We start from the raw sequence: 22581 nt of genomic DNA, 5'->3' as shown, positions 1-22581 counted from the left end.
CAACAGCCTGGGGCTACCGGGGCTGCCAGCGCGGGCGGTGGTCATCGCCGCGCGACGTCTGGAGGGTGTAGTCCCCCAGCGGGTGGACGATGGGGTCACCCACCTTCGCGCCCGCCGCCGGGTCAATCTGCTGGACGTAGAGCTGCCCCGCCTGGATGTAGGCCACGTAGTGGCCATCCGGAGAGAACGACGGGAGCGTGGCGCCCTCGGCGAAGCTGACCTCATCCCCCACCGGGGCGCCGTCCGCCGGGTTGATGCGGCGCAGGAAGATGATGTTGCCCGGGTCGCCGGCGCAGGGCGAGGTGCCGGCGCCGCAGAGCTCCGGCTCACCCGTGGTGGGGTTGAAGAAGTAGGCGCGCACGTACGCCACCCAGCTGCCATCCCGCGCCCAGGTGGGGTTGGCGATGTAGGAATCCACCGAGCCACCCTCGACGGCCGCCGTGCTGAACTCGGCAATTGTCTGCACGGCGGCGCCGCTCACGGGGACGATGTAGAGCGCGGTGTTCAGCCCCACCGGCCGCGAGTCATCCGGACGGAGGAACAGGAGCTGGTCATTGACGCGGTTGTAGTGCGGCTGCTCCGCCGTGGGGCCCGCGATGGCCAGCGGCTTGGGCGCGCCGCCACCCACGGTGTCCGTGGAGATGCCGACGGTGGCGGTGCTGAACGCGAACGTGTTGCCATTGCGCCAGGCCGGGGAGGAACCCAACGCTGTGACCTGCTCCACCTTGCCGCCCTCTGCCGGGACGCGGGAGATGCCGGAGATGCTGTCGCCATCGCGGCGCACGTACAGGAGAGAATCACCCGGCTCCCACTCCAGGTAGAGGAAGCCCTCGGTGCTGCCCGTGGTGCCGTTGGCGAGCATCGTGGGCGTGCCCGCCACCAGCGGCACGTCGCGCGCCACCAGCTCACCGGCCAGGTTCCCCGTCGAGCTGCCCGTCTCGGTGGCGCCCTGGACGAAGGCAATCCGGTTGCCGGCCGGGTTCCAGCGCGGGTAGAGGCTGTTCTCTGCGGCGTCCGACAGCCGCGTGGGCTCCGGCTCATCAAAGCGCGTCACCACCGCAGCCATTTCGTCGGTGTCGTCCATGGCCGTGAAGGCCACGTGCAGCGCCTGACACGTCATGGCCTCGGTCGTGCCCTCACAACGCAGGCCCGCGGCGCAGTCGGAGGACGCGGTGCAAGCCTCGCCCTTGGCCCCCGTGCCGATGACGACCACGCCACCGTCGTCGCCCGTGCCGGCGTCCACTTCAGTGCCCGCGTCCGCTTCGGTGCCAGCGTCTTCCTCGGTGCCGGCGTCCTCTTCCGTCCCAGCGTCCTCCTCGGGCGGCCGCTGGACATCGCGCAGCTCACAGTTGCCCGAGCGGCACGTCCAATCCTTCCCCGCCGGGGGTGGCCCGTTGTCGCTGCGGCAGTCGAATGCATCGACACACTCGTCACCGCACCCCGTCGACAGCACCAGCAGCACGCCACACAGCGCGCTGATAACGACACGCTTGGTCATGGAAACCCTCCGGAGAATAGAGGGCGCGTATACCGTCAGCCTTTCCGGGCGCGCTTACCCGGATGCGCAGGAGCACGCAGCGTGTTCCTGAATGAACGGCCCAAGGGAGCTGCCTGCTCAATGATAGACACCCATTGCCACCTGGATGCGTCCCGCTTCGACGCCGACAGGAATGAAGTCCTCTCACGCGCATGGGCCGCGGGCCTCCACGGCATCGTCATCCCTGGCGTGGGCCCGCATGACTGGGAGCCCTTGCTGGAGATGTCCCGCCAGGATGCCCGCCTTCAGGTGGGCCTGGGCATCCACCCGCAGCTCCTCCCCGACATGCCCCCGGAAGAGGACGACGCCGTGCTCGAACACCTGGACGCGCTGCTCGCGAAGGGCGGCGCGGCGGCCGTGGGTGAGTGCGGATTGGACGGCCCCAGCCTTCCGGGCGCGCCGCTGGAACGGCAGGTGACGGTGCTGAAGCGACACCTCGCGCTGGCGCGCAAGCACGGCCTGCCCGTGCTGATGCACTGTCACCGGCTGCACCCGGCCCTCATCGAACTGCTGAAGGAGGAGCCCCTCCCCGAGGCCGGCCTGCTCATGCACAGCTACAGCGGCGGCGTGGAGCTGGCGCGCTTCTATCTCCAGAAGGGCTGCCACTTCTCCTTCGCGGGCCCCGTCACCTGGGCGGGGGCCCGCAAGCCCCTGGATGCGCTCCGGGCCATCCCCCTGGACCGGCTGATGGCGGAGACGGACGCCCCGGACCAGGCCCCCACGCCCCACCGGGGGACGCGCTCCGAGCCGGGCTACCTTCCCCACATCCTGGAGGGCATGGCCCGCGTCCGAGGGGAGCCCGTCGAGGAGGTCGCCCGGCAGACGACCGAGAATGCCCGCCGCTTCTTCCGGGAAGCTTTCCCTGCGCCTTCGCGGTAGGCGAGCGGTCGCGTTATAGAGGACCGCCATGAACCCGCAGCCGCTCCCCGCCCCTGCCCCTGAGACTCCGCCCACCGCCCCGGACTCGCTCGCCCGTCCCTTCAAGCTCTCCCGGCGCTTCGACCGGACCGGCCGCCTGCTGGGCGACTCCGCGATGGAGCGGCTGGCCAACGCGCGCGTGGTGGTGTTCGGCCTGGGCGGCGTGGGCAGCTTCGCGGCGGAGGGCCTGGTGCGCAGCGGCATTGGCCACCTGACGCTGGTGGACCATGACGACGTGTGCGTCACCAACACCAACCGCCAACTCCACGCGACGGTGAAGGCCGTGGGCAAGCCCAAGGCGGAGCTGATGGCGCAGCGCTGCCAGGAAATCAATCCGGCGGCGAAGGTGGAGGCGGTGCGCGAGTTCTACCGCGCGGACGTGGCCGAGCAGATGCTCCAGCCGGGCCAGTACGACTTCGTCGTGGACGCCATCGACAACGTGAAGGCGAAGCTGCACCTGCTGCACCGCTGCGTGACGCTGGGCGTGCCGGTGGTCAGCTCCATGGGCGCCGCGGGCCGGTTGGACCCCACCGCCATCCGCGTGGAGGACCTGTCCGAGACGCACATGGACCCCTTCGCCAAGGACATCCGCAAGCTGCTCAAGCGCAAGTACGCGGTGGAGACGGACAAGCACACGGGCATCACCGCCGTGTACTCCATCGAAGCGCGGCGGCTGCCGGTGACGCTCCAGTACGACGACGCCACCGACGGCTTCCTGTGCGTGTGCCCGCAGGACAACGAGTTCCACACCTGCGACCACCGCACGCAGATTGACGGCAGCGTGGCCTTCGTCACGTCCTGCTTCGGGATGAACGCGGCGGGCGTGGTGGTGCGGCGGCTCGCGTCGGCGCGCTAGGCGCTCAGACCACCTGCTGCGGTTGGGGCACCTCGGCCGCGGCACCCTCACGTCCGCAGGGACGGCGGAAGACACACCGCGCGCAGGACGTCAGCGACTCCGTGGGCGGAAACGCGGACGCGTCCAGCGGCGTGTTGGTGGCCGGGTCCTTCAGCAGCGAGCGCATCTTCGCCACACTCTGCTCGAAGTGCCGGTGGAAGGAGGCCATGGCCTCCGGGTCCACCGTGACGTCCTGCTCCTTGCCCTCGTTGAGGTACACGAGCGAGGCGCGCACCTTCTCCACCGGGAAGCGGTAGCGCTGGGCCACGTAGAGCGCGTAGCCGAGCACCTGCTCGTCGTACCCGTCGCGCGACTTGCCCGTCTTCCAGTCCACCACCACCGGCGTGCCATCCGCGTCCACGAAGGCCAGGTCGGGAATCGCGAAGACCTTGAGGCCGTCCATCGTGAAGTGGGCGAAGTCGAAGCCCGCGTCCACCTCCAGCCACTGCTCGGGCTTGAGGCTGTGCGCCAGGTCCTTCCAGCGCGAGGAGAAGAACCACGACAGCGCGGAGCGCACCGTCTCCCAGTTCTGCTTCCACGCCTCGTCCGGCACGGCTTCGGCGTACTCGTGCTCCACCAGGCCGGTGAACTGCTTGCGGTACTTCTGCGACCAGTAGTTCTTCGAGCGCGAGTGCCGGAAGTCGTCCTGCATCAGCTTGCGCGTGCGCGCCTCCACCGCCGCCGGGTCCACCTCGCGGCCCGCGCGCCAGTCCAACAGCACGTCCTTGATGCTCTCGTGCACCACGCTGCCGGCCCACGTGTAGCGGTTGCCCAGCTTCTTCAGCACGTAGAGCTCGCGTACGTCCTTGGGCGCGCTCGCCTCCCAGCCGCCCCAGGAGCGGTAGTAGTAGAGGTAGTACGCGCGAAGGCACTCGGAGAACTTCTCGTGGCGGCTCTTGGACCAGGAGAAGTCGTTGCTGAGAGGGGGGCGCCGCATGAAGGCGCGCATCCTAGGCGTTCGCCCGCTCCACCAGAAGGGGAACAGGCGAGGAAACAGGCCCCCGCTGGTCGCTGAAAGACAGTCCCCCCAGGCAACCGGGAAGGTATGGTGCGCGCCGGCATGAAGACCCAACCCTTCAAGGGCCGGGTGGTCCTCATCACGGGGGCTTCCGGAGGCATTGGCAGGGCGGCGGCGAGGGCCTACGCCGCCGCGGGCGCGGATGTCGTCCTGGCCGCGCGCCGGCTTCCCGAACTCGAGGACGCAGCCCGTGAAGTGGCGTCACTGGGCGTGAGGGCACTGCCGGTGCGGTGCGACGTCACGGTGGGCGACGACGTGACGCGGCTGGTGCGCGAGACGGATGCCGCCTTCGGTGGGCTGGATGTGCTCGTCAACAACGCGGGCCAGGGACTCTACGGACCGCTGGAGGGCGTTGGGGAGGAGCAACTCCGGCAGGTCTTCGAGCTGAACGTCTTCAGTCTATGGCGGATGACGCGCGAGGCACTGCAGCTGTTGCGCAAGCGGCGTGGCGCGCAGGTGGTCAACGTCAGCTCCGTGCTGGGCCACCGGGGACTGCCGCTGCTGGGCGGCTACTGCGCGTCCAAGGCCGCGGTGAATGCAATGACGGAGTCGCTGCGCGCGGAGCTGGCCGCCGAGGGCATCCAGGTGCTGCTCGTGTCGCCCGGCTTCACCGAAAGCGACTTCCGGGAGAACCGCCTCCATGCGGAGGGCTGGCGACAGGACGCCATCCCGCTGAAGGCCATGTCCGCGGAAGAAGTCGCCGACGCGATGGTTCGTGCGAGCCGGAGTGGACGGCGCGACACCGTACTCACGCTGCCCGGCCGGGTGATGGTGGTGGCCAACCGGTGGGTGCCCTCCCTGTTCGACCGTGTCGCCCGCCGCATGGCGGTGGCTTCGAAGAAGAAGGACGCATGACCTCCCGCAGTCCCCGTGTCCCCCGCACGAAGCCTTCTGCTTCAACGTCCGGCGGCGCCGCATCCAAGACTCGCTCGAAGCCCGCCACAGAAGACGCAACGCTCGCCGGCGCGAGTGGCACATCGAAGGTCCGCGCGAAGCCCGCCATCGAGGACGCGCAGGTGCCGCGCGAAAGCATCGCCACGAAGACGCGAGCTGCCGTCACGGCCGCGGCACCACCCGAGGAAGCGCCAGCCCGGAAGACTCGCGCCGGGCGTCCTCCTTCCGCGCCGCCCGCGGCCACTGTCCCCCCCGCCCCGGCGCACCTCGCCAGCGTGCGTGGGCCGCTGCTGGACTGGTACGACCGGAACAAACGCGACCTGCCCTGGCGCCGCACCCGGGACCCGTATGCCATCTGGCTGAGCGAAGTCATGCTCCAGCAGACCCAGGTGTCGACGGTGATTCCCTACTGGGAGCGGTTCCTCGCGCGATTCCCCACGGCGCGCGCGTTGGCCTCGGCGCCGCTGGATGACGTGCTCGCGGGCTGGAAGGGCCTGGGCTACTACAGCCGCGCCCGCAACCTGCACCGCGCCGCACAGGAAGTCGTCGCGCGCTTCGGCGGCACCCTGCCGTCCGCCGCCGCAGAGCTGCTCGAACTGCCCGGCTTCGGCCGCTACACCGCAGGCGCGGTGGCCTCCATCGCCTTTGGCGAAGAAGCGCCGCTGGTGGACGGCAACGTCGCGCGCGTCTTCTCTCGCATCTTCGAGGTCGAAGGCGCTCCAGGAGACCGCCAGCGAGAGGCCACACTGTGGGCACTCGCCACCGCGCTGGTGAAGGGCGAGCGGCCCGGTGACTTCAACCAGGCCCTCATGGAGCACGGCGCAACCACGTGCCGGCCAGAGAACCCGCTGTGCCTGCTGTGCCCCGTGCGCGGAGCCTGTGTCGCCTTCCGCAAGGGCCGCGTGGACGAGCTGCCCCCCGCCAAGGTGCGAGCCACGCCCAAGAAGCTGACGCTGGCCGTCGCCGTGTGGCCCCATGCTGGCACCCTCCTCTTCGCCCGCCGCGCGGACGCCGGGCTCTTCGGAGGCCTATGGGAGCTGCCGGCCGCCGAAATCGCCGACGATGCACCGGACAGCGAAGCCCGCGCCCGGCTCGCCGCCGCGCTGGGCGTCGACGTGACGTTGGAAGGCGCGCTGGGCACCGTGAAGCGGCAGCTCACCCACCGTGACCTCTCGCTGCGGCTGCTGCGCGTCTCCGGTCCTCGCCGGCCCACGAGCACACCCGCCTTCCAGGAGCTTCGCTGGTGCTCCCCTGCTGATGCGGGGGACCTCGGCATGAGCACCGCGATGCAGCGAGCGCTCGACGTCGTGCTTGGGGCGAGCGTGCTGTCAGGAGGTTGAGCGCTTCAACGCCGACCCCGCACGTCCCGCTGTCCGTCGCTCGACACAGAGGCAGTCCTCCTGTCGCACTGACAACCCCGGCCCCCGCATGCCGGTTTCTTTCAGCATCGACGCGCCCCAATCTCCGCGGACTCTTTCCACCGGAGGAATCCGAGCATGGCACGCCACACCGCCAACAAGCAGACGGGGCCGTCTTCGAGCAAGCCGCCTGCCCCCCCGGCCCCAACCAAGCCTCGGGCTCCGGAGTCGCGCCCCGGCCCCACCAACGAGCAGCTTGCCCGCCGGGCCTACGAAATCTTCCTGGCCCGGGGCGGTACGCACGGCAACTCCGAGCAGGACTGGTTTCAGGCCGAGCGAGAGCTTCAGCTCGGCCGTCAATGACAGTCCGCCGTCGCGTAGCCGCCCGGCCGACTCACTTCGCCACACGCCGCCGCGGGCGCCCCGCCGGAGCGTACACGGAGGCACGTGGGCTGTAGTAACGCCGGAGCCAGCGGCTGAGCCCGTCGAAGCCAGGGAAGAGCACGCGCTCGGTGATGTTGCTCTGGTCCAGTTTGTCGCGCACCTCCCACTTGAGCGCGGCGGGAATGATGAGCTTGCGCACGCCTTCCGCCTGGGCTTCGAGAAAGGTGTCCAGGCAGAGCTCGGGCCCGTTCATCACCGAGAAGAGTGCGAACTGATTCACGATGCGGGCATCCAACGACGGTGGCTCCAGGAAGAGCACGAACGGGTGCTTCGCGAGGTGGTCGAAAGTAGAGAGGTCCGACGCCGCCATGGCCAGCATCTCCCCCGTGAAGACGTCCGCGCCTTCTCGCCGGAGCAGTGTCTTCAGCCGCCTGGGAAGGTGGCGATTCGTCTGGCGGTAGTCCACGCACCACACCACGCCGTCCTCGCCATACCGCTCCGGGTTCTCGGTGAGGAAGTGGAGCGCCACATAGGGGCTGAAGGTCCAATCCAGCATCCGCGTGGGCAGTCCATGATGCTGGGCCAGGGCGAGCCAGTCCCAGAGTGACTCCACGGACTGCGGGCTGTAGCCCCGCGCGTACTTTCGGAAGGCCCTCAGCAGGTCCTTCTCCTTGCGCACGAACAGGCCCTTGCGGTTGAGCGCCGTGGACAAATCGTTGGCCACCTGGGGCATGCCACGGAAAACGAAGGTGGAGCGGTGACGCCCCAACACCTCGCTCCACGACCCGGCGAAGAGCGCGTCCTGCAACTCCAACCATGTCCCGATACGCTGCTCCAACATGGGCGCATGAACCCCCGCGACAAGATATGCATCGCGGCGGCCCATGCCCCTGGGCAGGGAATCCTTCAGCGCGGGGGGATGAGCCCGCTCAGTGGGGATTCACGGTGTCAACGGAGGGACGCTCGGCGGAGAGCGCGCTCCGGAGCCGCCGCTGCGCCACCTTGAGCTCCTCCAGGATGCGCTCCGCGTCGATGACCGAGCGCATCGCCAGTCCACACGCGGGCGTCAGCACCACCGTGGACACCACCTGCGCGAAGGTGAAGCCGCGAGGCAGCGCCGCCTTCAGCGTGGCCTCCACCGAGTCCACCAGCTCTCCCACTTCATAGGTGGACGCCAGGTCCGTGGGGATGATGCCCAGGCTCAACGTCGCGCCCGCGCCGAGGAAACGCTCCAGCGCGGCGCCCGCCTCCACCATCGCGTCCAATGACAGACGCACGTCCAGGGAGAGCAGGTCCGGCTGGACATCCAGCAACGCGGCCCAGTCCGTGTTGCCGCAGCAGTGCAGGCCCACCAGCGCGCCTTCGCGCTGCAAGGCCACCACCAGCAGCTTCAGCTCCTGCATGGCAATCAGGTGCCGGGGATTCGTCCGCTGGAGCGCATAGAGCCCGGGCTCGTCCAGGTAGAACAGCGGCGTGGTGCCCGCGCGGCGAAGCGCCTTCACCATGGCCAGTGAGCGCGCCAGCGTCAGCCGGTACATCGCTTCATCCAGGCCTGGCACCTCCAGCGCGGGCTGTCCGTCGGTGGTGCGCGCCACCGAGCGCACCGTGAAGGGGCCCGCGAGCTGCGCCTTCGCGAAGGCCAGCTTCCGCGTCTCCACCTCCCACAGGAAGGGCCGCCACGCCCGGCATGCCTCGGGTGAGGGTTCGAAGGCCTCGAACTGGCCGGACTGGAACGCGGCCTCCAGCCGCGCCTCGAAGGCCGCGCGCCCCGCCTGCCAGGCCGCGAGGTCCACCGTACATAGGCCCTCCTCATCGAAGGCCAGGCCCGGCAGCCCCTCCAGCGCCGCGGGAATCATCAACTCCGAGGGCTTGCCCACCGGCAGTTGCGGCAGGAACGGGATGTCCAGGGCCAGCGCGGCCTGGAGCCCCAGCTCCACTTGCGTGTGCGGCAGGCTCCCGATTCCGGTGGTGGCACAGGCAGGCAGCAACTGGACGGCTCGGCGGATGTTCGGCGCGCTCATGGCGCGGACTCTATCCCCTCCCCGGCCTTCCGGTGTGGCTGCCCATCCCCGATGCGCCGGGTTCCCGACCTTCCTGTCCGGCAACAACGTTCCACCCGAGAACCGGGAGACACCCCGGCGGACAAGGGAGGGGGCATTCATGAACAGGCGATGTGGATGGGGGACGGGCACCCTTGCGGCGGCATTGCTCGCCAGTCCCGCCGTCGCGGAGACGCCCCGCGTCAAGGCGCAGCCCGCCCCGGGCTTCGGGGCATCCGGCCTGACGGTGCGCAGCGGCGTGACGACGTGGTCGGGCAACGTGGGCAGGGAGACGGGCGTGGGCGCGTTCCTGGCCCTGCTGGGAGAAGTCCCCATCGTCTCCGGCGTGGGCCTGGAGCTGGGCTACGAGGGCTCCGCCAACGGCTACGCGGAGCCCCGGCGCGGCACGCTGTGGCGGCACAACGGCGGCCTGCTGGCCAAGGTGGGCCCCACGCTCTTCTCGCAGTGGAAGCCCTTTGTCGGCGCGGGCGCGGGCGTCAGCTACTTCCACCCCACGCCCATGGACGTGGGCACCGCCTTCGAGAAGGGCTGGGGCGCGGAGGTGCCGCTCGCCGCCGGACTCGAGTACCGGTACAGCGGCGTCACCGCCGGCCTGCGCGCCACCTACCGCGTGCTCGTGGCGCGGGACTTCGCCCCGGGCAGCGCCGACGTCGGCAACCTCTTCAGCGCCGACCTCAGCCTGGGCGCGCGCTTCTGAGCCGCCACGTCACCTCACGTCACGGAGAAGTACGACGCCTGCGGGTGGTGGAAGACGATGGCGGACACCGAGGCCTCCGGCTCCATCATGGAGCCATCCGTGAGCTGCACGCCGATGTCCTCCGGCCGCAGCGCCGCGAACAGCTTCGACTGGTCCTCCAGCCGGGGACAGGCCGGGTAGCCGAAGGAGTAGCGCTTGCCCACATACTCCGCGCGGAAGCGCTCCAGCATCGTCATGTCCTGCCGGTCCGGCGTGCCCCACATGCTGCGCAGCTGCGTGTGCAGCAGCTCCGCGTAGCCCTCCGCTGTCTCCAGCGCCAGGGCCTGCACCGCGTGCATCTTCAGGAACTCACCCTTCGCCTTCAGCTCCTCGGACAGCTCGCGGATGCCGGAGCCCGCGGTGACGACGAACATGGCCACGTTGTCCGTCGGCGCGCCGCCCTCCAGCGGCCGCAGGTAGTCCGCCAGGCACAGGCCGCCTTCGCGGTCCTGGCGCGGGAAGTCGAAGGACGCGGCCTCCTTGCCGGACGCGCCGTCGAAGAGCACCACCCGGTTGCCGTCACTGCCCGCCTTGTAGAACTGGAACACCGCGCGCGCCTGCATGAGGCCGCCGCGCAGGAAGCCCTTCAGCTCCTCCACGGCCTCCTTGAGGGCCAGCGCCTTGCGGCCCTCCTCCGTCTTCGCCAGCTCCGCCTCGGCCGGCGTGCCCAGCACCCGAGATGAAGAGCGAAGCCCCAGGTGCCGTCCGTAGAGCATCACCGGGTTGATGAACTTCCAGATGTGGTCCAGCGGCGTGTTGGACAGCACGTGCCGATCCCAGTCCGGCGCGGACGGCACGCTGTCCAGCACCTTCACCTCCGCGCTGCGCCCGCGCGACACCACCGCCGCCGGAGCCGGCCGCTCCTTCACCTCGCGCGCCAGCTTCTCCCGGCGGACGGTCAGCTCGCCGCGCAGCTTCTCGTGCGAGGACGGGTCCACAATCTGCTTGGCCAGCTCGAGCCCGTTCATCGCGTCCTGCGCGTAGGCCACCGTGCCGGCGCCGTAGGCCGGGGCGATGTTGCGGTCCACGAAGTTGCGGCTGAGCGCGGCGCCGCCCACCAGAATCGGCACGTCCACGCCCGCCCGCTTCAGGTCCTCCGCGGTGGCCACCATCTGGTGCGCGCTCTTCACCAGCAGGCCCGACAGGCCCAGGATGTCCGGCTGGTGCTCACGCACGGCAAGCACCAGCTGCTCGGGGGGCACCTTGATGCCCAGATTCACCACGTGGAAGCCGTTGTTGGCCAGGATGATTTCCACCAGGTTCTTCCCGATGTCGTGCACGTCGCCCTTCACCGTGGCGAGCACCACCTTGCCTCGCATGGCCGCCTGGGCCTTGCTCATGTGCGGCTCCAGGAAGCCCACCGCGGCCTTCATGGACTCGGCGCTCTGGAGCACCTCCGCGACAATCAACTCGTTGGCGCCGAAGAGGCGGCCCACCTCATCCATGCCCTTCATCAGCGGACCGTTGATGATTTCCAGCGGCGAGTACTTCTGCATGGCCGCTTCCAGGTCCGCGGTGAGGCCGTCACGCGTGCCTTCGATGATGTAGCGCTGGAGCCGCTCTTCCAGCGGCAGCGTGCTCACCTGGGCCCGCGCGGCCTTGCGCTCACGGAAGGCCGCGGCGAAGGGCGTCACCGGGTCCGCGCCGCGGTTGTAGAGCAGGTCCTCGGACAGCTTGCGCTCTTCCTCGGGGAGCGACGGGTAGCGCTCCAGCTTCTCCGAGTTGACCAGCGCCATGTCCAGGCCCGCCTGGACGCTGTGGTACAGGAAGACGGAGTTGAGCACCTCGCGGCCCGCGGTGGGCAGGCCGAAGGACACGTTGGAGATGCCCAGCACCGTCTTGCAGCGCGGGAAGCGCTGCTTGATGAGGCGCACGCCTTCAATCGTCTCCACGCCGCTGCCGGTGTACTGCGCGTCACCCGAGGCGCAGGGGAACACGAGCGGGTCGAAGTACAGGTCCTCCGGCTTCATGCCGTACTTCTTCGTCAGCAGCTCGTACGAGCGCTCCGCCACCTCCAGCTTGCGCTGGCGCGTGACGGCCATGCCCACCTCATCGATGCAACCCACCACCAGGGCCGCGCCGAAGCGGCGCGCCAGCGGCACCACCTTCTCGAAGCGCTCCTCGCCGTCCTCCAGGTTGACCGAGTTGATGATGGCCTTGCCCTGGCTGTAGGTGAGCGCCATCTCGATGACGCGCTCGTCGGTGGAGTCAATCATCAAGGGCACGCGCACCTTCTTGATGACCACCTCCAGGAAGCTGCGCATGTCCTCCATTTCGTCCCGGTCCGGGTTGGCCAGGCAGATGTCGATGACCTGCGCGCCCCGCTTCACCTGCGCGCGCGCAATCTCCGACGCGTCGTCGAACTGGCCGGCGACGATGAGCTCCTTGAACTTCTTGCTGCCGATGACGTTGGTGCGCTCGCCCACGATGAGGGGGCGCTGCTCGTCCGTCACCTCCAGGTAGTCCACGCCGGACAGCGAGGCCCGGGAACGCGGCGAGCCCGCGCGTGGCTTCAGCCCTTGCACCGCCTTGGCCATCGTCTCGATGTGCCCCGCGTGCGTGCCACAACACCCCCCCACCACGTTGAGCCAGCCCTGCTCACAGAAGCGCCGCACGGAGCGCGCCAGCATCTCCGGCGTCTCCAGGTAGTGGCCGTTCTCGTCCGGCAGGCCCGCGTTGGGCACACATGACACGGGGAACGCGCTCATCGACGCCAGCGAGCGCAGGTGGTCCGTCATGAAGTCCGGCCCCGTGGCGCAGTTGAGGCCCAGGTACAGCAGGTCCGCGTGCTCCAGCGACGCGGCCAGGCTCTCCACGCTCTGCCCGGCCAGCATGGTGCCCATGGGCTCAATCGTGCCGGACACCGCCACCGGCAGCGCGTAGCCCAGCTTCTGGAACGCGCGCTCGGCGCCCAGCAGCGCCGCCTTCACGTTGCGGGTGTCCTGCGCCGTCTCAATCAGCAGGTAGTCCGAGCCCCCCAGCGCGAGCCCTTCGGCCTGCACCGCGAAGTTGTCCACCAACTCCTCGAAGGTGACGCCGCCGGTGACGCTGATGGCCTTGGTGGTGGGGCCAATCGAGCCCGCGACCCAGCGCATGCGGCCGTCCTTCGCCTCGGCGGCGGCGGCGGCGTTGCGCGCCAGCCGGGCGGAGACCTCGTTGATTTCGAGCGCCTTGTGGCCCAGGCCGAACTCCGCCAGCACCAGCGGCGTGCCGCCGAAGCTGTCCGTCTCCGTCACGTCCGCGCCGGCCGCGAAGTAGCGCGCGTGGATGCTCTCCACCAGCTCCGGCCGCGTGAGGACGAGGTACTCGTTGCACCCCTCGTACTCCGGGCCGCCGAAGTCCGCCGCCTTGAGGTCCTCGTTCTGGAGCAGCGTGCCCATGGCGCCATCCAGCACCAGCACGCGCTCACGCATCGCGGCGCGCAGGGCCTCCACGCGACGGCCGTTCTCACCAGGAGGCAGCGGGAGGGCAGTGGGGACAGGGCTCGTCATGACGGTTTGACTCCAGTCAGCAGGAAGACACGAAAGGGGCTGGCCCCGTCCCGGGCGTGTGTCTCCCGGGTCAGGGACGTGAAGCCGGCCTCGCGCAGCGCGGCTTCGAGGGATTCAGGCGCGAAGCCCAGGTGCCGGTGGCCCAGCCGTTCCAGCACCCAGCGCTCCTCGTGCGGCATCAACTCCAACAGCACCAGCCGGCCGCCCGGCTTGAGCAGGCGGGCGGACTCGGCCAGCACCGCCTGCGGCTCCTCCACGTGGTGGAGGCTCTGCGAAATCACCACCAGGTCCAGGCTGGCGGACGCGAGCGACAGCCGGTGCAGGTCCTCGCGGAGGAAGCGGATGTTCTCCAGGCCCTCGCGGCCCGCCCGCTCCCGCGCCTGTTCCAGCGCGTCCGCGTTCTGGTCAATGGCCCAGACGCGCCGCGCCCAGCGGGCAATGGCCACGCTCAGCACACCGGTGCCGCAGCCGAAGTCGGCCACCTCCAGCGGTGGCAGCAGCGACGCCAGCGCACCCGCCCACAGGAACCACGACTGCCCTGGCTCCAGCAGCCGCTCGTTGAGGGCCTGCCGGTCCTCGCGCGCTCGCAGCAAATCCTTCAGCCGCGCCGAGTCCCCCGCCGCGTCCTCCGCCTGACGCGCCATCTGGATGAGCGGCCAGCGGCCATCCGCCTGCTCCAAGGCCAGCGAGTAGTAGCTGTAGCCCGCGTGGCGCTCCTCGCGCAGCAGGCCCAGTCCCTTCAGCTTGCCCAGGTGATGGGACACGGAGGACTGCGCCACGCCCACCAGGGACACCAGCTCCGTCACATTCAACGGGGCCTCTGCCACCAACCGGAGGATGCGCAGCCGTGTCGGGTCTCCGAGCACCCGGAATGACTGGGAGAGCTCTTCCATATCGCCGCATCAACATATGTCGATGCCGGGCCCGAGGCCAGCATTCTCTAGACGCGACGCGTTGCCTGTGCCCCGACAGTCGCGTACAGGCGAAGCATGGCGACTCCCACCCACACCCCGACCCTTCACGAGCTGCTCGCCGGCAAGCGCTTCGGACTCGTCCTCTCCGCTGGATATTTCGGCTTCTACGGTCACGCTGGCTTCCTCAAGGGGCTGGCCGCCGCGGGCCTCAGTCCTCATGCGTACGCGGGCACGTCCGCGGGCGGCATGGTGGCGGCCTACGCCGCGGCGGGCACGCCAGTGCGTGACGTGGAGGAGCTGGTGCTGCGCCAGACGCGCGCCAACTTCTGGGACCCGGACCCCATTGGCGCGGTGCTCAACGCGGACGCGGCGGGGCACGGCCTGACGGGCCTGCTCAAGGGCGAGCGCTTCCGCAAGCTGCTGGACGCCACGCTGCCGGTGCGCACCTTCGAGGAGCTGCCGCACCCGCTGCTGCTGGTGGGCGCCAACCTCACGCTGGGCAGCCACGACGTGTTCACCTCGGGAGAGCTGGCCCCGCGCGTCCACGCGACGTGTGCCTACCCCGGCCTGTTCCGCGCGGTGCCCCTGGAGGGCAGCCTGTACTGGGACGGTGGCCTGGTGGACAAGGCGCCCGCGCTGTCGCTGCACGAGAGCGCGGTGGGCGCGGAGCTGGACGCCATCCTCGTGCACTACCTGCCCAGCAAGACGCGCAAGGTGGTGGGCGGCCCCATGGCGTACGCGCAGGGCCTGGCCGCGGGCTCGGCGGCGCTGCGGCAGGACCACTTCCGCCTCCAGCTCACCGTGCTGGAGCAGAAGCAGGTGCCCGTCTACGTCGTCGTCTCCAACCTGCCGCCCGTGTCCCCCACCACCATGGAGCGCGGCTTCGACGCGCTGGACCAGGCGAAGCTGGCCGCCGAGCGCGCCCTGGCACGGCCTCCGGTGCCCTTCGCGCAGGCGGAGTGGTGAGCCTCAGCGCAGCCACACCATGAGCAGCGCGGGCGTGGCCGCCACGAGCACGCCCGCCCCGAAGGCCAGTAGCACCTGGAGGAAGAAGAGGTCCTCCAGCGTCTCCACCAGCGTCATCTCCACGCGCTCGATGCCCAGCGTCTCCAGGTTCCGCACCGCGGTGGCGGTGTCTGGCGCGGAGACGACGGCGCGCAGCGCCAGCACGCCCAGGACGCGGCGGGATTGCTCCATGAGGAAGCGCTCCACCTCCGCCATGCGTGAGGACGGCGTTTCGCTCCGGGACTGCTCGGCCTGCCGCAGGTGCTCACTCATCGATTCGTCCACGACGCGCGACAACTCCTCGCGCGACAGTGAGCCCGAGCCTTGGAGCCGCCGCGCCACCTGCACCGTGACGGGCTTGAGCACGGCATAGACGCGGGCCACCACGCCCCGCGCCTTGGCCTCCTCGGCCAGCCGCCCCGACACCGCCTGCAACATGAACGCGTAGCCGCCCGCCACCGACAGGGCCAGCGGCGGCAACACCGCGCTCAGAATGACGAGCCACGTGGGCGCGGGCGGAATCCCCAGCCACCGGGGCAACGCGTAGGTGGCCGCGCCCACCGCCAACCCCACCAGACCGAAGAGCGCTCCGCCCTTCAGCGCGCCCCAAAGCCCCACGCCCATCAACCGGAAGGCGACCAGCAGCCCCTGCCCCAACGCGCCTGCGACCCGCATCGACCGATGCTCCCAGGACGGAAGACCGCCCTTGTCCCCCGCCGCGGCGACAAGCCCGGTTCCAGGGTGGAGCCACAATTCCACGAGAGATGCCCCCGCGCCAGTGACGCACCCCGTCGACGCGGGCGCGCGTCTCCTCCAACAGGGCGCGCCGATGTCGGCTTCCGGACGGTTGCGGACGCCGGCTCCTCATTTCAAGACAGACCCGAAATGCAAGATGTCCGTGTGAACCAGTCCACTGTGCAAGTGGACCCGGGACACAGCCGTCCTCTCTTCCGATGTGGAGGCTGTCCATGACGATGTCGTCGCTCCTGTCGATGCGCCCCCTGCGGTACGCGATGCTGTCCCTGTCGGTGCTCGCCTTCGCCCCCACGGCGGTGGCCGCTCCGCCCGCGAAGTCACTGAAGCCACGCGCGCTTGTCGCCAAGCCCACCGGCCGCGAACTGGCCGCGGACACCTATGTGGAGCGCATCGTGGTGAAGTTCCACGAAGGCAGCCGGGTGCGCCTGCGCGACCAGCAACTGGTGGCCCTGACGTCGGACCGGGACGCCGCGGAGCGCTCGCTGCTGGCCAGACGAGGGCTGGGCGACGCGCGCATGGAGGCTGACCTGGGCCATGTGATGTCACTGCTGGAGCGCGCGCCCCGCATTGGCGCCATGGCCCGCCTGTTCGACGACGCCGAGTCCACGCTGGAGGCGCGCAAGGCCTCCGGGGAGCGGCAGAGCGGTGAGCAACTGGCGGACCTGAACCTGTACTTCGAAGTCCCCTTGATGCCGGGCACCACGTCCGAGCGCGTGGCCGACCTGGTCGCCGCGCTCAACGCGCTGGACGGCGTCGAGGTGGCCTACGCCGAGCCGCCCCCCGAGCCGGCCATGGTGAACTTCGGCATGGACGCGGCGGTGCGCAGCCTGCTGGCCGCGGCGGACCTCCCACCCGTCACACCGCTCTACGAGAGCAACCAGGGATACCTCAACGCCGCGCCTGACGGCATCGACGCGAAGTACGCGTGGACGGTCCGTGGCGGCCAGGGGCAGAACGTGAAGGTGGTGGACATCGAGGGCGGGTGGCGCACCACGCACGAGGACATGCCCGACCTCTTCCACATGGGCGGCACCCAGTACACCGACCGGAGCTGGCGCGACCACGGCACGGCGGTGCTGGGTGAAATCGTGGGCGCGAGCAACGCCTATGGCGTGACGGGCATCGCGCACCAGGCCAAGGCGGGCTACGAGTCCATCGGGGCCCAGAGCACGGCGAGCGCCATCACCAAGGCGGCCACGGCCGCGGGTCTGGGTGGCATCGTCCTCATCGAGCTGCACGCCCGCGGCCCCTCGGACGGCACGGCGTGCTCGTGCAACACCTCCCAGTGCGACTACATCGCGATGGAGTACTGGCAGGCCAACTACGACGCCATCAAGACGGCCACCGCCAACGGCGTCATCGTCGTGGAAGCGGCGGGCAACGGCAGCGCCGACCTGGATGCGCCCGCATACGGGAGCGTGTTCAACCGCAACACCCGGGACTCGGGGGCCATCTTCGTGGGTGGTAGTACGGCCACCACGCGCTTGCCCATGTGCTGGACGAACTTCGGCAACCGCGTGGACGTGCACGGCTGGGGTGAGCGCGTCTACAGCATGGGCTACGGCAACGTGTTCGGCGCCAGCCATGGCGAGGACCAGTTCTACACGTCCAGCTTCAGCGGCACCTCCAGCGCGTCCCCCATCGTGGTGGGCGCCGCCGCCAGCGCGCAGGGCGTGGCCCTGGCCAACGGGCGACGCCTGACCAGCACGCAGATGCGTTCGCTGCTGCGCGCCAACGGCACTCCGCAACCCGCGAACACGCGCCAGATTGGCCCGCTACCGGACCTGGCCAAGGTCCTGCCCAAGGTCATCGCGGGCGACTACTGAGCCGGATGCTCGGCACGCCCCCACCCTCCGCGTCAGGACGGATGGGGGTGCGTTTCCTGGCGGCGAAGTGACTACCGCCCGCCGTAGCGGCGGTGGTCCACCATCAGGCAGCGGTCCTGGACCACCTGGATGCCCGCCTTCGCCAGCTTCTCCGCGGCGGCGTCGTTGCGGATGCCGGACTGGAACCACACCGCCTTCGGCTTCTTGGCGATGAGCTCGTCCACGTGCCCGTCGATGTCCTGCGGCCTGCGGAAGACGTCCACCAGGTCCAGGCCGCCGGGCACGTCCGTCAGCCGCCGGAACACCGGCTTGCCCAGGATGTGCGTCACGTCCGGGTAGTAGACGGGCACGGGCACCACCTCCACGCCCGAGCGCGCCAGGTAGTCCGGCACGTAGTAGGCCGGCTGCCCTGACTGCTGCTCCGTCTTGATGCCCAGCACCGCCACCCGCCGGGCACTCTTCACCACGCGCTCCACACCCGCTTCGTCCTCGATGAGGTTCTGCTCCCAGCTCATCGCGCCTCCTCCTGGAGCCCCTCTGCCCGGGACTCCATCGTGACAGTCCACGCTTCGCCCGCCACCGTCGCCCGCACCGTGAGTTGGCGGCTCACGGGCATGAAGCGCCCCCGGCCCACCAGCTGTTCTCCCTCGCAAGACACGCCCGGCGTCAGCTCCGGCCGGCCCGCCATCACCCACGCCTCCGACAGCGCGTCCGGCGCATCCTCCGGCACCGCGTCCAGGCAGCGCAGGCCCAGCACCACCGCGTCTCCCAGCGGCGTGTCCCGCGTGCCCTGGACCGTGCGCTCCAGCACGTAGGCCACCTGGCTGTCCCCCACGGGCACCAGGTCCACCACCCAGCTCTGCTGGCCCTCCACGAGGTTGCGCTGGAAGAGGCCGGCGAACTTCACCTCCCACTCACGCCGCGCCCGCGTCTCCAGGGCCTCGGGCTCGAAGAAGCGCTCCAGCACGCCCGCCTCCGTGCCCGCGGGCGCCACCTGGCGGAGCGCCTCCTGCGCGGCTTCGGGGGCCACCAGCTTCACGAAGGTGCCATCCGCTGCCAGCCACGCCTGCAGCGTGAAGCGCGCCAGCACGTCCGCCACGCCGGTGGGTACCTCCTGACCATTGCGCGTCAGGCGCGAGCGCGGCACCGCCTGCGCCAGCAGCCAGCCCCCTTCGGAGGGCGTGAAGCGCGTCTGCGTGGTCAGCTCCACTTCCTCTCGAAGGGTGTCACCCCGCCGCTCCACCGAACGCACGCTGCGCTGCGTCTCCGTGAGCACGCGGTCCACGGGGGGCTGGAAGTCCAGTCGCACCGACGCCGGCCGCGGCTCCGAAGGCGACACGGAAAGCGGCGCCTTGTGGCTGCAGGCAGTGGCGGTCAGTGACAGGAGAAGACTGGACGTCAAGGGGCCGGGACGCATGCGCGGTCGCACGCTGGCAGAAAGCGCCCGCGCCCGCGAGCGCTTCCACCAGGCCTCCCCTCCCCAACGCCCACCGGTTCACGGATGACGCGTCTGGCCGTCCGGTGCATCCTCCACCGCGTCCCGCCCGATGTTGCGGCGGTCCCGGTTCACCCCGTCATCGTCGTCCCTCGAGCCCCCCAGGGCGGAGCGACGGGACGCCTCGGAGAGGTCCCGCTGCACGGCCTCGCGGGTGGCGTACTCGCGGCGCGGCAGGCACTTGAAGAGGTTGATGACGTCGGGGGGGGCGCCTGCGTCAGCGGCAGCCGCCGCCAGTTGCTCCCGTTCGACGGGGTACTCCACCGCGTCGAGGTGCGGGGTGATGGAGAGCGCTGGATCCTCCGCGAGTCCATAAGCCATCGTCTGTCTGCCTTTCTGCCGGGGCGCGCTGGCCCCGGCACCGGTGCGTTCGTGTGCAATGACAACGTGGGGATGGCCGGGGCGCGGGACCACCCGGGGCGCCCCCGTCCCAGCCCCTGTCCAGCCAGGGGGACAGCCGCCCTGGCCCCTTCCCGGCTAAGGTGTCGGCCCGCGACGCCTTCCTCGCAGGAGTCCCACACCCAATGTCCGCCGCGCCCCTGCTGCTTGCCTGGCTCACGCTCGCCAGTACGCCCGCCGCCGCCCCGCCGCCCGTCCATGACGTCTTCGCCCTGGACGAAGCGGCCTTCGTCGCCCAGGCCCAGACCGACCTCGCGCTGTTGGAGCGCCACGTCCGGGGCCTGCGCGGGCTGCAGGAGGCCGTGAAGCAGTCGCGCGCCGTGTACCTGCAGAAGCAGAGCGTGCCGTACACGCCGGACCAGAAGCAGCTGCTGCTCAGCACCTGGGCGGCCTTCTTCGACTACTTCGTGTCCGTGGAGGTCATCCGCCAGCGCTACTGGGACTTCGTGAAGGTGCCCGCCCACGCGCATCCGAAGAAGCACGCCTGGGGCTTCCTCCTCACCCACGGCGCGCTCACCACGGAGCTGGCCCACGGCCTCACCTACGCGGAGCTCACCCTGGGCAAGAAGCAGCTCGAGGTGCTGCTGGACGAGCCCGCGCCCGAGTACGGCCTGCCCTCGCGCGCCTTCGCCCGGTTCAAGGACAAGGCCATCCACGTCTCCACCAGCACGCAGCTGCTCACGGGGGATGGGTACAAGGAACAGCTCCGCCCGCTGCTGGTGAAGGCCGGCGCGCTGGACGCCCCGCGCGTGCCCTGGCTGCTGCAGGAGATGAAGCACAACAGCAAGGTGGCGAAGGGACTGCTCACCCGGCGCGGCGCCACGCTCTTCGCCAAGGCCACGGTGGACCTGACGGCGGACACCGCGCAGCGCGCCTTCTTCCCCGTGCAGCGCGCGGTGGCCGAATGGATGGGCGACACCCGCGTGCGCCGCGTGGGCCAGCCGCTCATCTCCCGCGAGCAGGCCCTGTCCCTGCTGGAGAAGATGGAGCCCGGCGACATCGTGGTGGCCCGGCAGAACTGGTACCTCTCCAACATCGGCCTGCCGGGATTCTGGCCACACGCGGAGCTCTTCATCGGCACGCCCGCCCAGCTTGGCGCGTACTTCGACGAGGACTCGGACGTGAAGGCCTGGGTGGCCACCCTTCCCGGCGCACCGGGCTCGCTCACCCAGCACCTGGCGCGCGCCTTCCCCGCCAAGTGGGCCGAGTACAGCGGCAACGACGCGCACGGCGACCCCCTGCGCATCATCGAATCCATCAGCGAAGGCGTGTCCTTCACCGGCCTGGAGCACGGCATGCGAGTGGACTACCTGGGCGTCATGCGCCCGCGCCTGTCCCGCCTGGAGAAGGCTCGCGCCATCGTGCGCGCCTTCACCTTCCAGGGCCGCCCGTATGACTTCGACTTCGACTTCTTCTCCGACCAGACGCTCGTGTGCACGGAGCTGGTGTGGAAGTCCTACGCTCCCGCGGGCGACATGGCGGGCCTGCGCATCCCCCTGGTCAGCGTGGCTGGCCGCCGCACCCTGCCCGCCAACGAGCTGGTCCGCCTCTTCGACGCGGAATACGGACGCGAGGACCGGCAGCTGGACTTCGTGGCCTTCCTGGACGGCCGGGAGGCGGAAGGCAACGCCAGGGAGGCGGACGCCACCGCTTTCCGTTACAGCTACCGCCGTGCCAAGTGGGACATCGCCCAGGAGTAGACACACGATGACGGAGCAGATGGCCGAAGAGATGCTGCAGCTGTCCACCCAGCTCTTCGAGAAGATGATTTCCCAGCAGCAGGCCAAGGTGCTGCGCCTGGCCCGCGAGGCCGTGCCCAACATCTCCCCGGAGGAGGTGCGCAATTCCCACGATTTCCCGGAACTCAAGGAACATCCTACATTTGAGTTCGAGGATGGAATCCTGTCCGGGCTGATTGCGGCCCAGATTGCCCTGCGGGCGGAAATCAAGGGACGGCTGCCGCTTGAACCTCCAGCATTCTGACGCTCGGCCGCCTGCCTTTGCCGTCCGGGCCCTCGTGGGTTACTGGTTCTCGCCGTGAGCATTCCCTCTGGATTCAGCCCACCGTTGGCGCGAGAGCGTCTGGTGTCGGCCCTGGCCGCGGAGCCCCCGCGGCTGGACCTAGCGGCGCTGGCCATCGCCACGCTGGACAAGCCCCTGCTGGACGCCCCGGGGTGCCTGCACATGCTGGACGTGCTCGCGTGCCGGGTCCAGGTGGAAGCGGAGCGGCTGAGCGAGAAGGGCGAAGTCCTGGCGCCGCTGCGCGCCTTGCGCCACGTGCTGGCGGACATCGAGGGCTTCCGCGGCAACGAGGACGACTACCACTCCCCGGAGAACAGCTTCCTGGACCAGGTGCTGGAGCGGAAGCTGGGGCTGCCAATTACGTTGTCCGTCGTCTACCTGGAGGTGGCGCGTCGCGCGGGCATCCCCCTGTACGGCGTCCCCTTCCCCGGCCACTTCCTGGTGGCGCACGACGCGGGGGACCACAAGCTGCTCATGGACCCGTTCCATCAAGGGGACATCCTCACCGAGCACGGCTGCGAGGAGCTGCTCAAGCGCGTGGCGCCGCAGCTCAAGTTCGACCGCAACATGCTGGCGCCCGCGCCGGTGGAGCTCATTACGTACCGGATGCTGTCCAACCTGCGGCGCGTGTACCTGGGCCGAGAGGACTGTGAGCGCGGGCTGGCGGTGGTGGACCTGCTGCTGCTCCTGGCGCCGGACCACCCGGGCGAGCTGCGCACCCGTGCCGCGCTGCTCAGCAGCCTGGGTGCCTACCGCGCGGCGCTGAAGGACGTGGAGCGCTGCCTGGAGCTTTCGCCCGAGGCCCCCGACCGCGACCGGCTGGAGATGACGGCTCGCGAGCTGCGGGAGCGCGCCGCGCTGCTCAACTGACGG

At 70.0% G+C, this 22581-nt stretch carries 21 protein-coding genes; 11 read left to right on the top strand and 10 right to left on the bottom strand.

Features of this window, described 5'->3' with window-relative positions; genetic code table 11:
- Window positions 1-13: 13 nt before the first annotated feature.
- Window positions 14-1498 carry a TolB family protein gene (locus tag BHS09_RS09600; protein WP_140789123.1) on the bottom strand — a complete coding sequence of 495 codons (1485 nt, stop codon included), beginning with the start codon at window positions 1496-1498 and terminating at the stop codon, window positions 14-16.
- Between the two features lie 120 nt (window positions 1499-1618).
- On the opposite strand from BHS09_RS09600, the gene BHS09_RS09595 reads away from it, so the two are divergent.
- Both BHS09_RS09595 and BHS09_RS09590 read left to right on the top strand, forming a co-directional pair.
- Entirely contained in the window at window positions 1619-2416 is a 798-nt protein-coding gene (locus tag BHS09_RS09595; protein ID WP_140797738.1) for a TatD family hydrolase, read from the top strand.
- A gap of 28 nt (window positions 2417-2444) precedes the next feature.
- On the top strand, window positions 2445-3311 hold the full coding sequence (locus tag BHS09_RS09590) for a tRNA threonylcarbamoyladenosine dehydratase (RefSeq protein ID WP_011552069.1): 867 nt from the start codon (window positions 2445-2447) through the stop codon (window positions 3309-3311).
- Between the two features lie 4 nt (window positions 3312-3315).
- Here the strand turns inward: BHS09_RS09590 and BHS09_RS09585 are convergent, their stop codons facing one another.
- Window positions 3316-4299, bottom strand: a complete 984-nt coding sequence (locus BHS09_RS09585) for a RecB family exonuclease (protein ID WP_140789118.1) — start codon at window positions 4297-4299, stop codon at window positions 3316-3318.
- 96 nt (window positions 4300-4395) lie between these two features.
- On the opposite strand from BHS09_RS09585, the gene BHS09_RS09580 reads away from it, so the two are divergent.
- From BHS09_RS09580 to BHS09_RS09570, 3 genes are all read left to right on the top strand, one after another.
- A complete protein-coding gene (locus BHS09_RS09580; protein WP_140797737.1) occupies window positions 4396-5223 on the top strand; it encodes an SDR family oxidoreductase in 828 nt (275 codons plus the stop codon).
- A gap of 176 nt (window positions 5224-5399) precedes the next feature.
- On the top strand, window positions 5400-6602 hold the full coding sequence (gene mutY / locus BHS09_RS09575) for an A/G-specific adenine glycosylase (RefSeq protein WP_140800644.1): 1203 nt from the start codon (window positions 5400-5402) through the stop codon (window positions 6600-6602).
- 156 nt (window positions 6603-6758) lie between these two features.
- Window positions 6759-6983, top strand: a complete 225-nt coding sequence (locus BHS09_RS09570; protein ID WP_140797736.1) for a DUF2934 domain-containing protein — start codon at window positions 6759-6761, stop codon at window positions 6981-6983.
- Window positions 6984-7014: 31 nt separating this feature from the next.
- On the opposite strand, the gene BHS09_RS09565 is transcribed toward BHS09_RS09570, so the two are convergent.
- Window positions 7015-7845, bottom strand: coding sequence for an FRG domain-containing protein (locus tag BHS09_RS09565; RefSeq protein WP_140797735.1), 831 nt, complete (start codon window positions 7843-7845; stop codon window positions 7015-7017).
- Window positions 7846-7933: 88 nt separating this feature from the next.
- On the bottom strand, window positions 7934-9025 hold the full coding sequence (locus BHS09_RS09560) for a uroporphyrinogen decarboxylase/cobalamine-independent methonine synthase family protein (RefSeq protein ID WP_140789114.1): 1092 nt from the start codon (window positions 9023-9025) through the stop codon (window positions 7934-7936).
- Between the two features lie 139 nt (window positions 9026-9164).
- Between BHS09_RS09560 and BHS09_RS09555 the strand changes: the two genes are divergently transcribed.
- Window positions 9165-9761: a hypothetical protein gene (locus tag BHS09_RS09555; protein WP_237078178.1), complete on the top strand. Its 597-nt coding sequence runs from the start codon at window positions 9165-9167 to the stop codon at window positions 9759-9761.
- Window positions 9762-9775: 14 nt separating this feature from the next.
- On the opposite strand, the gene metH is transcribed toward BHS09_RS09555, so the two are convergent.
- Window positions 9776-13291 carry a methionine synthase gene (gene metH / locus BHS09_RS09550; protein ID WP_140797734.1) on the bottom strand — a complete coding sequence of 1172 codons (3516 nt, stop codon included), beginning with the start codon at window positions 13289-13291 and terminating at the stop codon, window positions 9776-9778.
- Window positions 13288-14184, bottom strand: a complete 897-nt coding sequence (locus tag BHS09_RS09545; RefSeq protein WP_140789109.1) for an ArsR/SmtB family transcription factor — start codon at window positions 14182-14184, stop codon at window positions 13288-13290. The genes metH and BHS09_RS09545 overlap by 4 nt, the downstream gene beginning before the upstream one ends.
- A 96-nt stretch (window positions 14185-14280) precedes the next feature.
- Here BHS09_RS09545 and BHS09_RS09540 point away from each other — a divergent pair, with 96 nt between their 5' ends.
- Window positions 14281-15171 carry a patatin-like phospholipase family protein gene (locus tag BHS09_RS09540; RefSeq protein WP_140789107.1) on the top strand — a complete coding sequence of 297 codons (891 nt, stop codon included), beginning with the start codon at window positions 14281-14283 and terminating at the stop codon, window positions 15169-15171.
- Window positions 15172-15174: 3 nt separating this feature from the next.
- Here the strand turns inward: BHS09_RS09540 and BHS09_RS09535 are convergent, their stop codons facing one another.
- Window positions 15175-15885: a hypothetical protein gene (locus tag BHS09_RS09535; protein ID WP_140797733.1), complete on the bottom strand. Its 711-nt coding sequence runs from the start codon at window positions 15883-15885 to the stop codon at window positions 15175-15177.
- 293 nt (window positions 15886-16178) lie between these two features.
- Here BHS09_RS09535 and BHS09_RS09530 point away from each other — a divergent pair, with 293 nt between their 5' ends.
- Entirely contained in the window at window positions 16179-17792 is a 1614-nt protein-coding gene (locus BHS09_RS09530; RefSeq protein WP_237080271.1) for a S8 family peptidase, read from the top strand.
- A gap of 71 nt (window positions 17793-17863) precedes the next feature.
- On the opposite strand, the gene BHS09_RS09525 is transcribed toward BHS09_RS09530, so the two are convergent.
- The 3 genes from BHS09_RS09525 to BHS09_RS09515 all read right to left on the bottom strand — a co-directional run bounded on the left by BHS09_RS09525 (window position 17864) and on the right by BHS09_RS09515 (window position 19608).
- Entirely contained in the window at window positions 17864-18307 is a 444-nt protein-coding gene (locus BHS09_RS09525; RefSeq protein ID WP_140797731.1) for a CoA-binding protein, read from the bottom strand.
- Window positions 18304-19209, bottom strand: a complete 906-nt coding sequence (locus BHS09_RS09520) for a hypothetical protein (protein WP_140789102.1) — start codon at window positions 19207-19209, stop codon at window positions 18304-18306. Before BHS09_RS09520 ends, BHS09_RS09525 begins: the two co-directional genes overlap by 4 nt.
- 78 nt (window positions 19210-19287) lie before the next feature.
- Complete coding sequence (locus BHS09_RS09515; RefSeq protein WP_026114192.1) at window positions 19288-19608, bottom strand: DUF2795 domain-containing protein; 321 nt, start codon at window positions 19606-19608, stop codon at window positions 19288-19290.
- 203 nt (window positions 19609-19811) lie between these two features.
- On the opposite strand from BHS09_RS09515, the gene BHS09_RS09510 reads away from it, so the two are divergent.
- From BHS09_RS09510 to BHS09_RS09500, 3 genes are all read left to right on the top strand, one after another.
- Complete coding sequence (locus BHS09_RS09510; protein ID WP_174258704.1) at window positions 19812-21386, top strand: YiiX/YebB-like N1pC/P60 family cysteine hydrolase; 1575 nt, start codon at window positions 19812-19814, stop codon at window positions 21384-21386.
- Window positions 21387-21393: 7 nt separating this feature from the next.
- A complete protein-coding gene (locus tag BHS09_RS09505) occupies window positions 21394-21669 on the top strand; it encodes a hypothetical protein (RefSeq protein ID WP_090491927.1) in 276 nt (91 codons plus the stop codon).
- Window positions 21670-21753: 84 nt separating this feature from the next.
- Window positions 21754-22578 carry a SirB1 family protein gene (locus tag BHS09_RS09500; protein ID WP_140789099.1) on the top strand — a complete coding sequence of 275 codons (825 nt, stop codon included), beginning with the start codon at window positions 21754-21756 and terminating at the stop codon, window positions 22576-22578.
- Window positions 22579-22581: the final 3 nt, after the last annotated feature.

It is taken from the genome of Myxococcus xanthus, from assembly GCF_006402735.1.
GTDB classification, from domain to species: Bacteria; Myxococcota; Myxococcia; order Myxococcales; family Myxococcaceae; genus Myxococcus; species Myxococcus xanthus_A.
This window is presented reverse-complemented; position numbering and strand designations above follow the sequence as displayed.

Bases quoted from the DNA above. Each gene is read 5' to 3' on its own strand.
- BHS09_RS09570 (WP_140797736.1), top strand. From the start codon at position 6,759: ATGGCACGCCACACCGCCAACAAGCAGACGGGGCCGTCTTCGAGCAAG.
- BHS09_RS09555 (WP_237078178.1), top strand. From the start codon at position 9,165: ATGAACAGGCGATGTGGATGGGGGACGGGCACCCTTGCGGCGGCATTG.
- metH (WP_140797734.1), bottom strand. From the start codon at position 13,291: ATGACGAGCCCTGTCCCCACTGCCCTCCCGCTGCCTCCTGGTGAGAAC.
- BHS09_RS09580 (WP_140797737.1), top strand. From the start codon at position 4,396: ATGGTGCGCGCCGGCATGAAGACCCAACCCTTCAAGGGCCGGGTGGTC.
- BHS09_RS09545 (WP_140789109.1), bottom strand. From the start codon at position 14,184: ATGGAAGAGCTCTCCCAGTCATTCCGGGTGCTCGGAGACCCGACACGG.
- BHS09_RS09595 (WP_140797738.1), top strand. From the start codon at position 1,619: ATGATAGACACCCATTGCCACCTGGATGCGTCCCGCTTCGACGCCGAC.
- BHS09_RS09530 (WP_237080271.1), top strand. From the start codon at position 16,179: ATGACGATGTCGTCGCTCCTGTCGATGCGCCCCCTGCGGTACGCGATG.
- BHS09_RS09535 (WP_140797733.1), bottom strand. From the start codon at position 15,885: ATGCGGGTCGCAGGCGCGTTGGGGCAGGGGCTGCTGGTCGCCTTCCGG.
- BHS09_RS09590 (WP_011552069.1), top strand. From the start codon at position 2,445: ATGAACCCGCAGCCGCTCCCCGCCCCTGCCCCTGAGACTCCGCCCACC.
- BHS09_RS09565 (WP_140797735.1), bottom strand. From the start codon at position 7,845: ATGTTGGAGCAGCGTATCGGGACATGGTTGGAGTTGCAGGACGCGCTC.
- BHS09_RS09505 (WP_090491927.1), top strand. From the start codon at position 21,394: ATGACGGAGCAGATGGCCGAAGAGATGCTGCAGCTGTCCACCCAGCTC.
- BHS09_RS09585 (WP_140789118.1), bottom strand. From the start codon at position 4,299: ATGCGCGCCTTCATGCGGCGCCCCCCTCTCAGCAACGACTTCTCCTGG.
- BHS09_RS09560 (WP_140789114.1), bottom strand. From the start codon at position 9,025: ATGAGCGCGCCGAACATCCGCCGAGCCGTCCAGTTGCTGCCTGCCTGT.
- BHS09_RS09600 (WP_140789123.1), bottom strand. From the start codon at position 1,498: ATGACCAAGCGTGTCGTTATCAGCGCGCTGTGTGGCGTGCTGCTGGTG.
- BHS09_RS09510 (WP_174258704.1), top strand. From the start codon at position 19,812: ATGTCCGCCGCGCCCCTGCTGCTTGCCTGGCTCACGCTCGCCAGTACG.
- BHS09_RS09540 (WP_140789107.1), top strand. From the start codon at position 14,281: ATGGCGACTCCCACCCACACCCCGACCCTTCACGAGCTGCTCGCCGGC.
- BHS09_RS09515 (WP_026114192.1), bottom strand. From the start codon at position 19,608: ATGGCTTATGGACTCGCGGAGGATCCAGCGCTCTCCATCACCCCGCAC.
- BHS09_RS09520 (WP_140789102.1), bottom strand. From the start codon at position 19,209: ATGCGTCCCGGCCCCTTGACGTCCAGTCTTCTCCTGTCACTGACCGCC.
- BHS09_RS09525 (WP_140797731.1), bottom strand. From the start codon at position 18,307: ATGAGCTGGGAGCAGAACCTCATCGAGGACGAAGCGGGTGTGGAGCGC.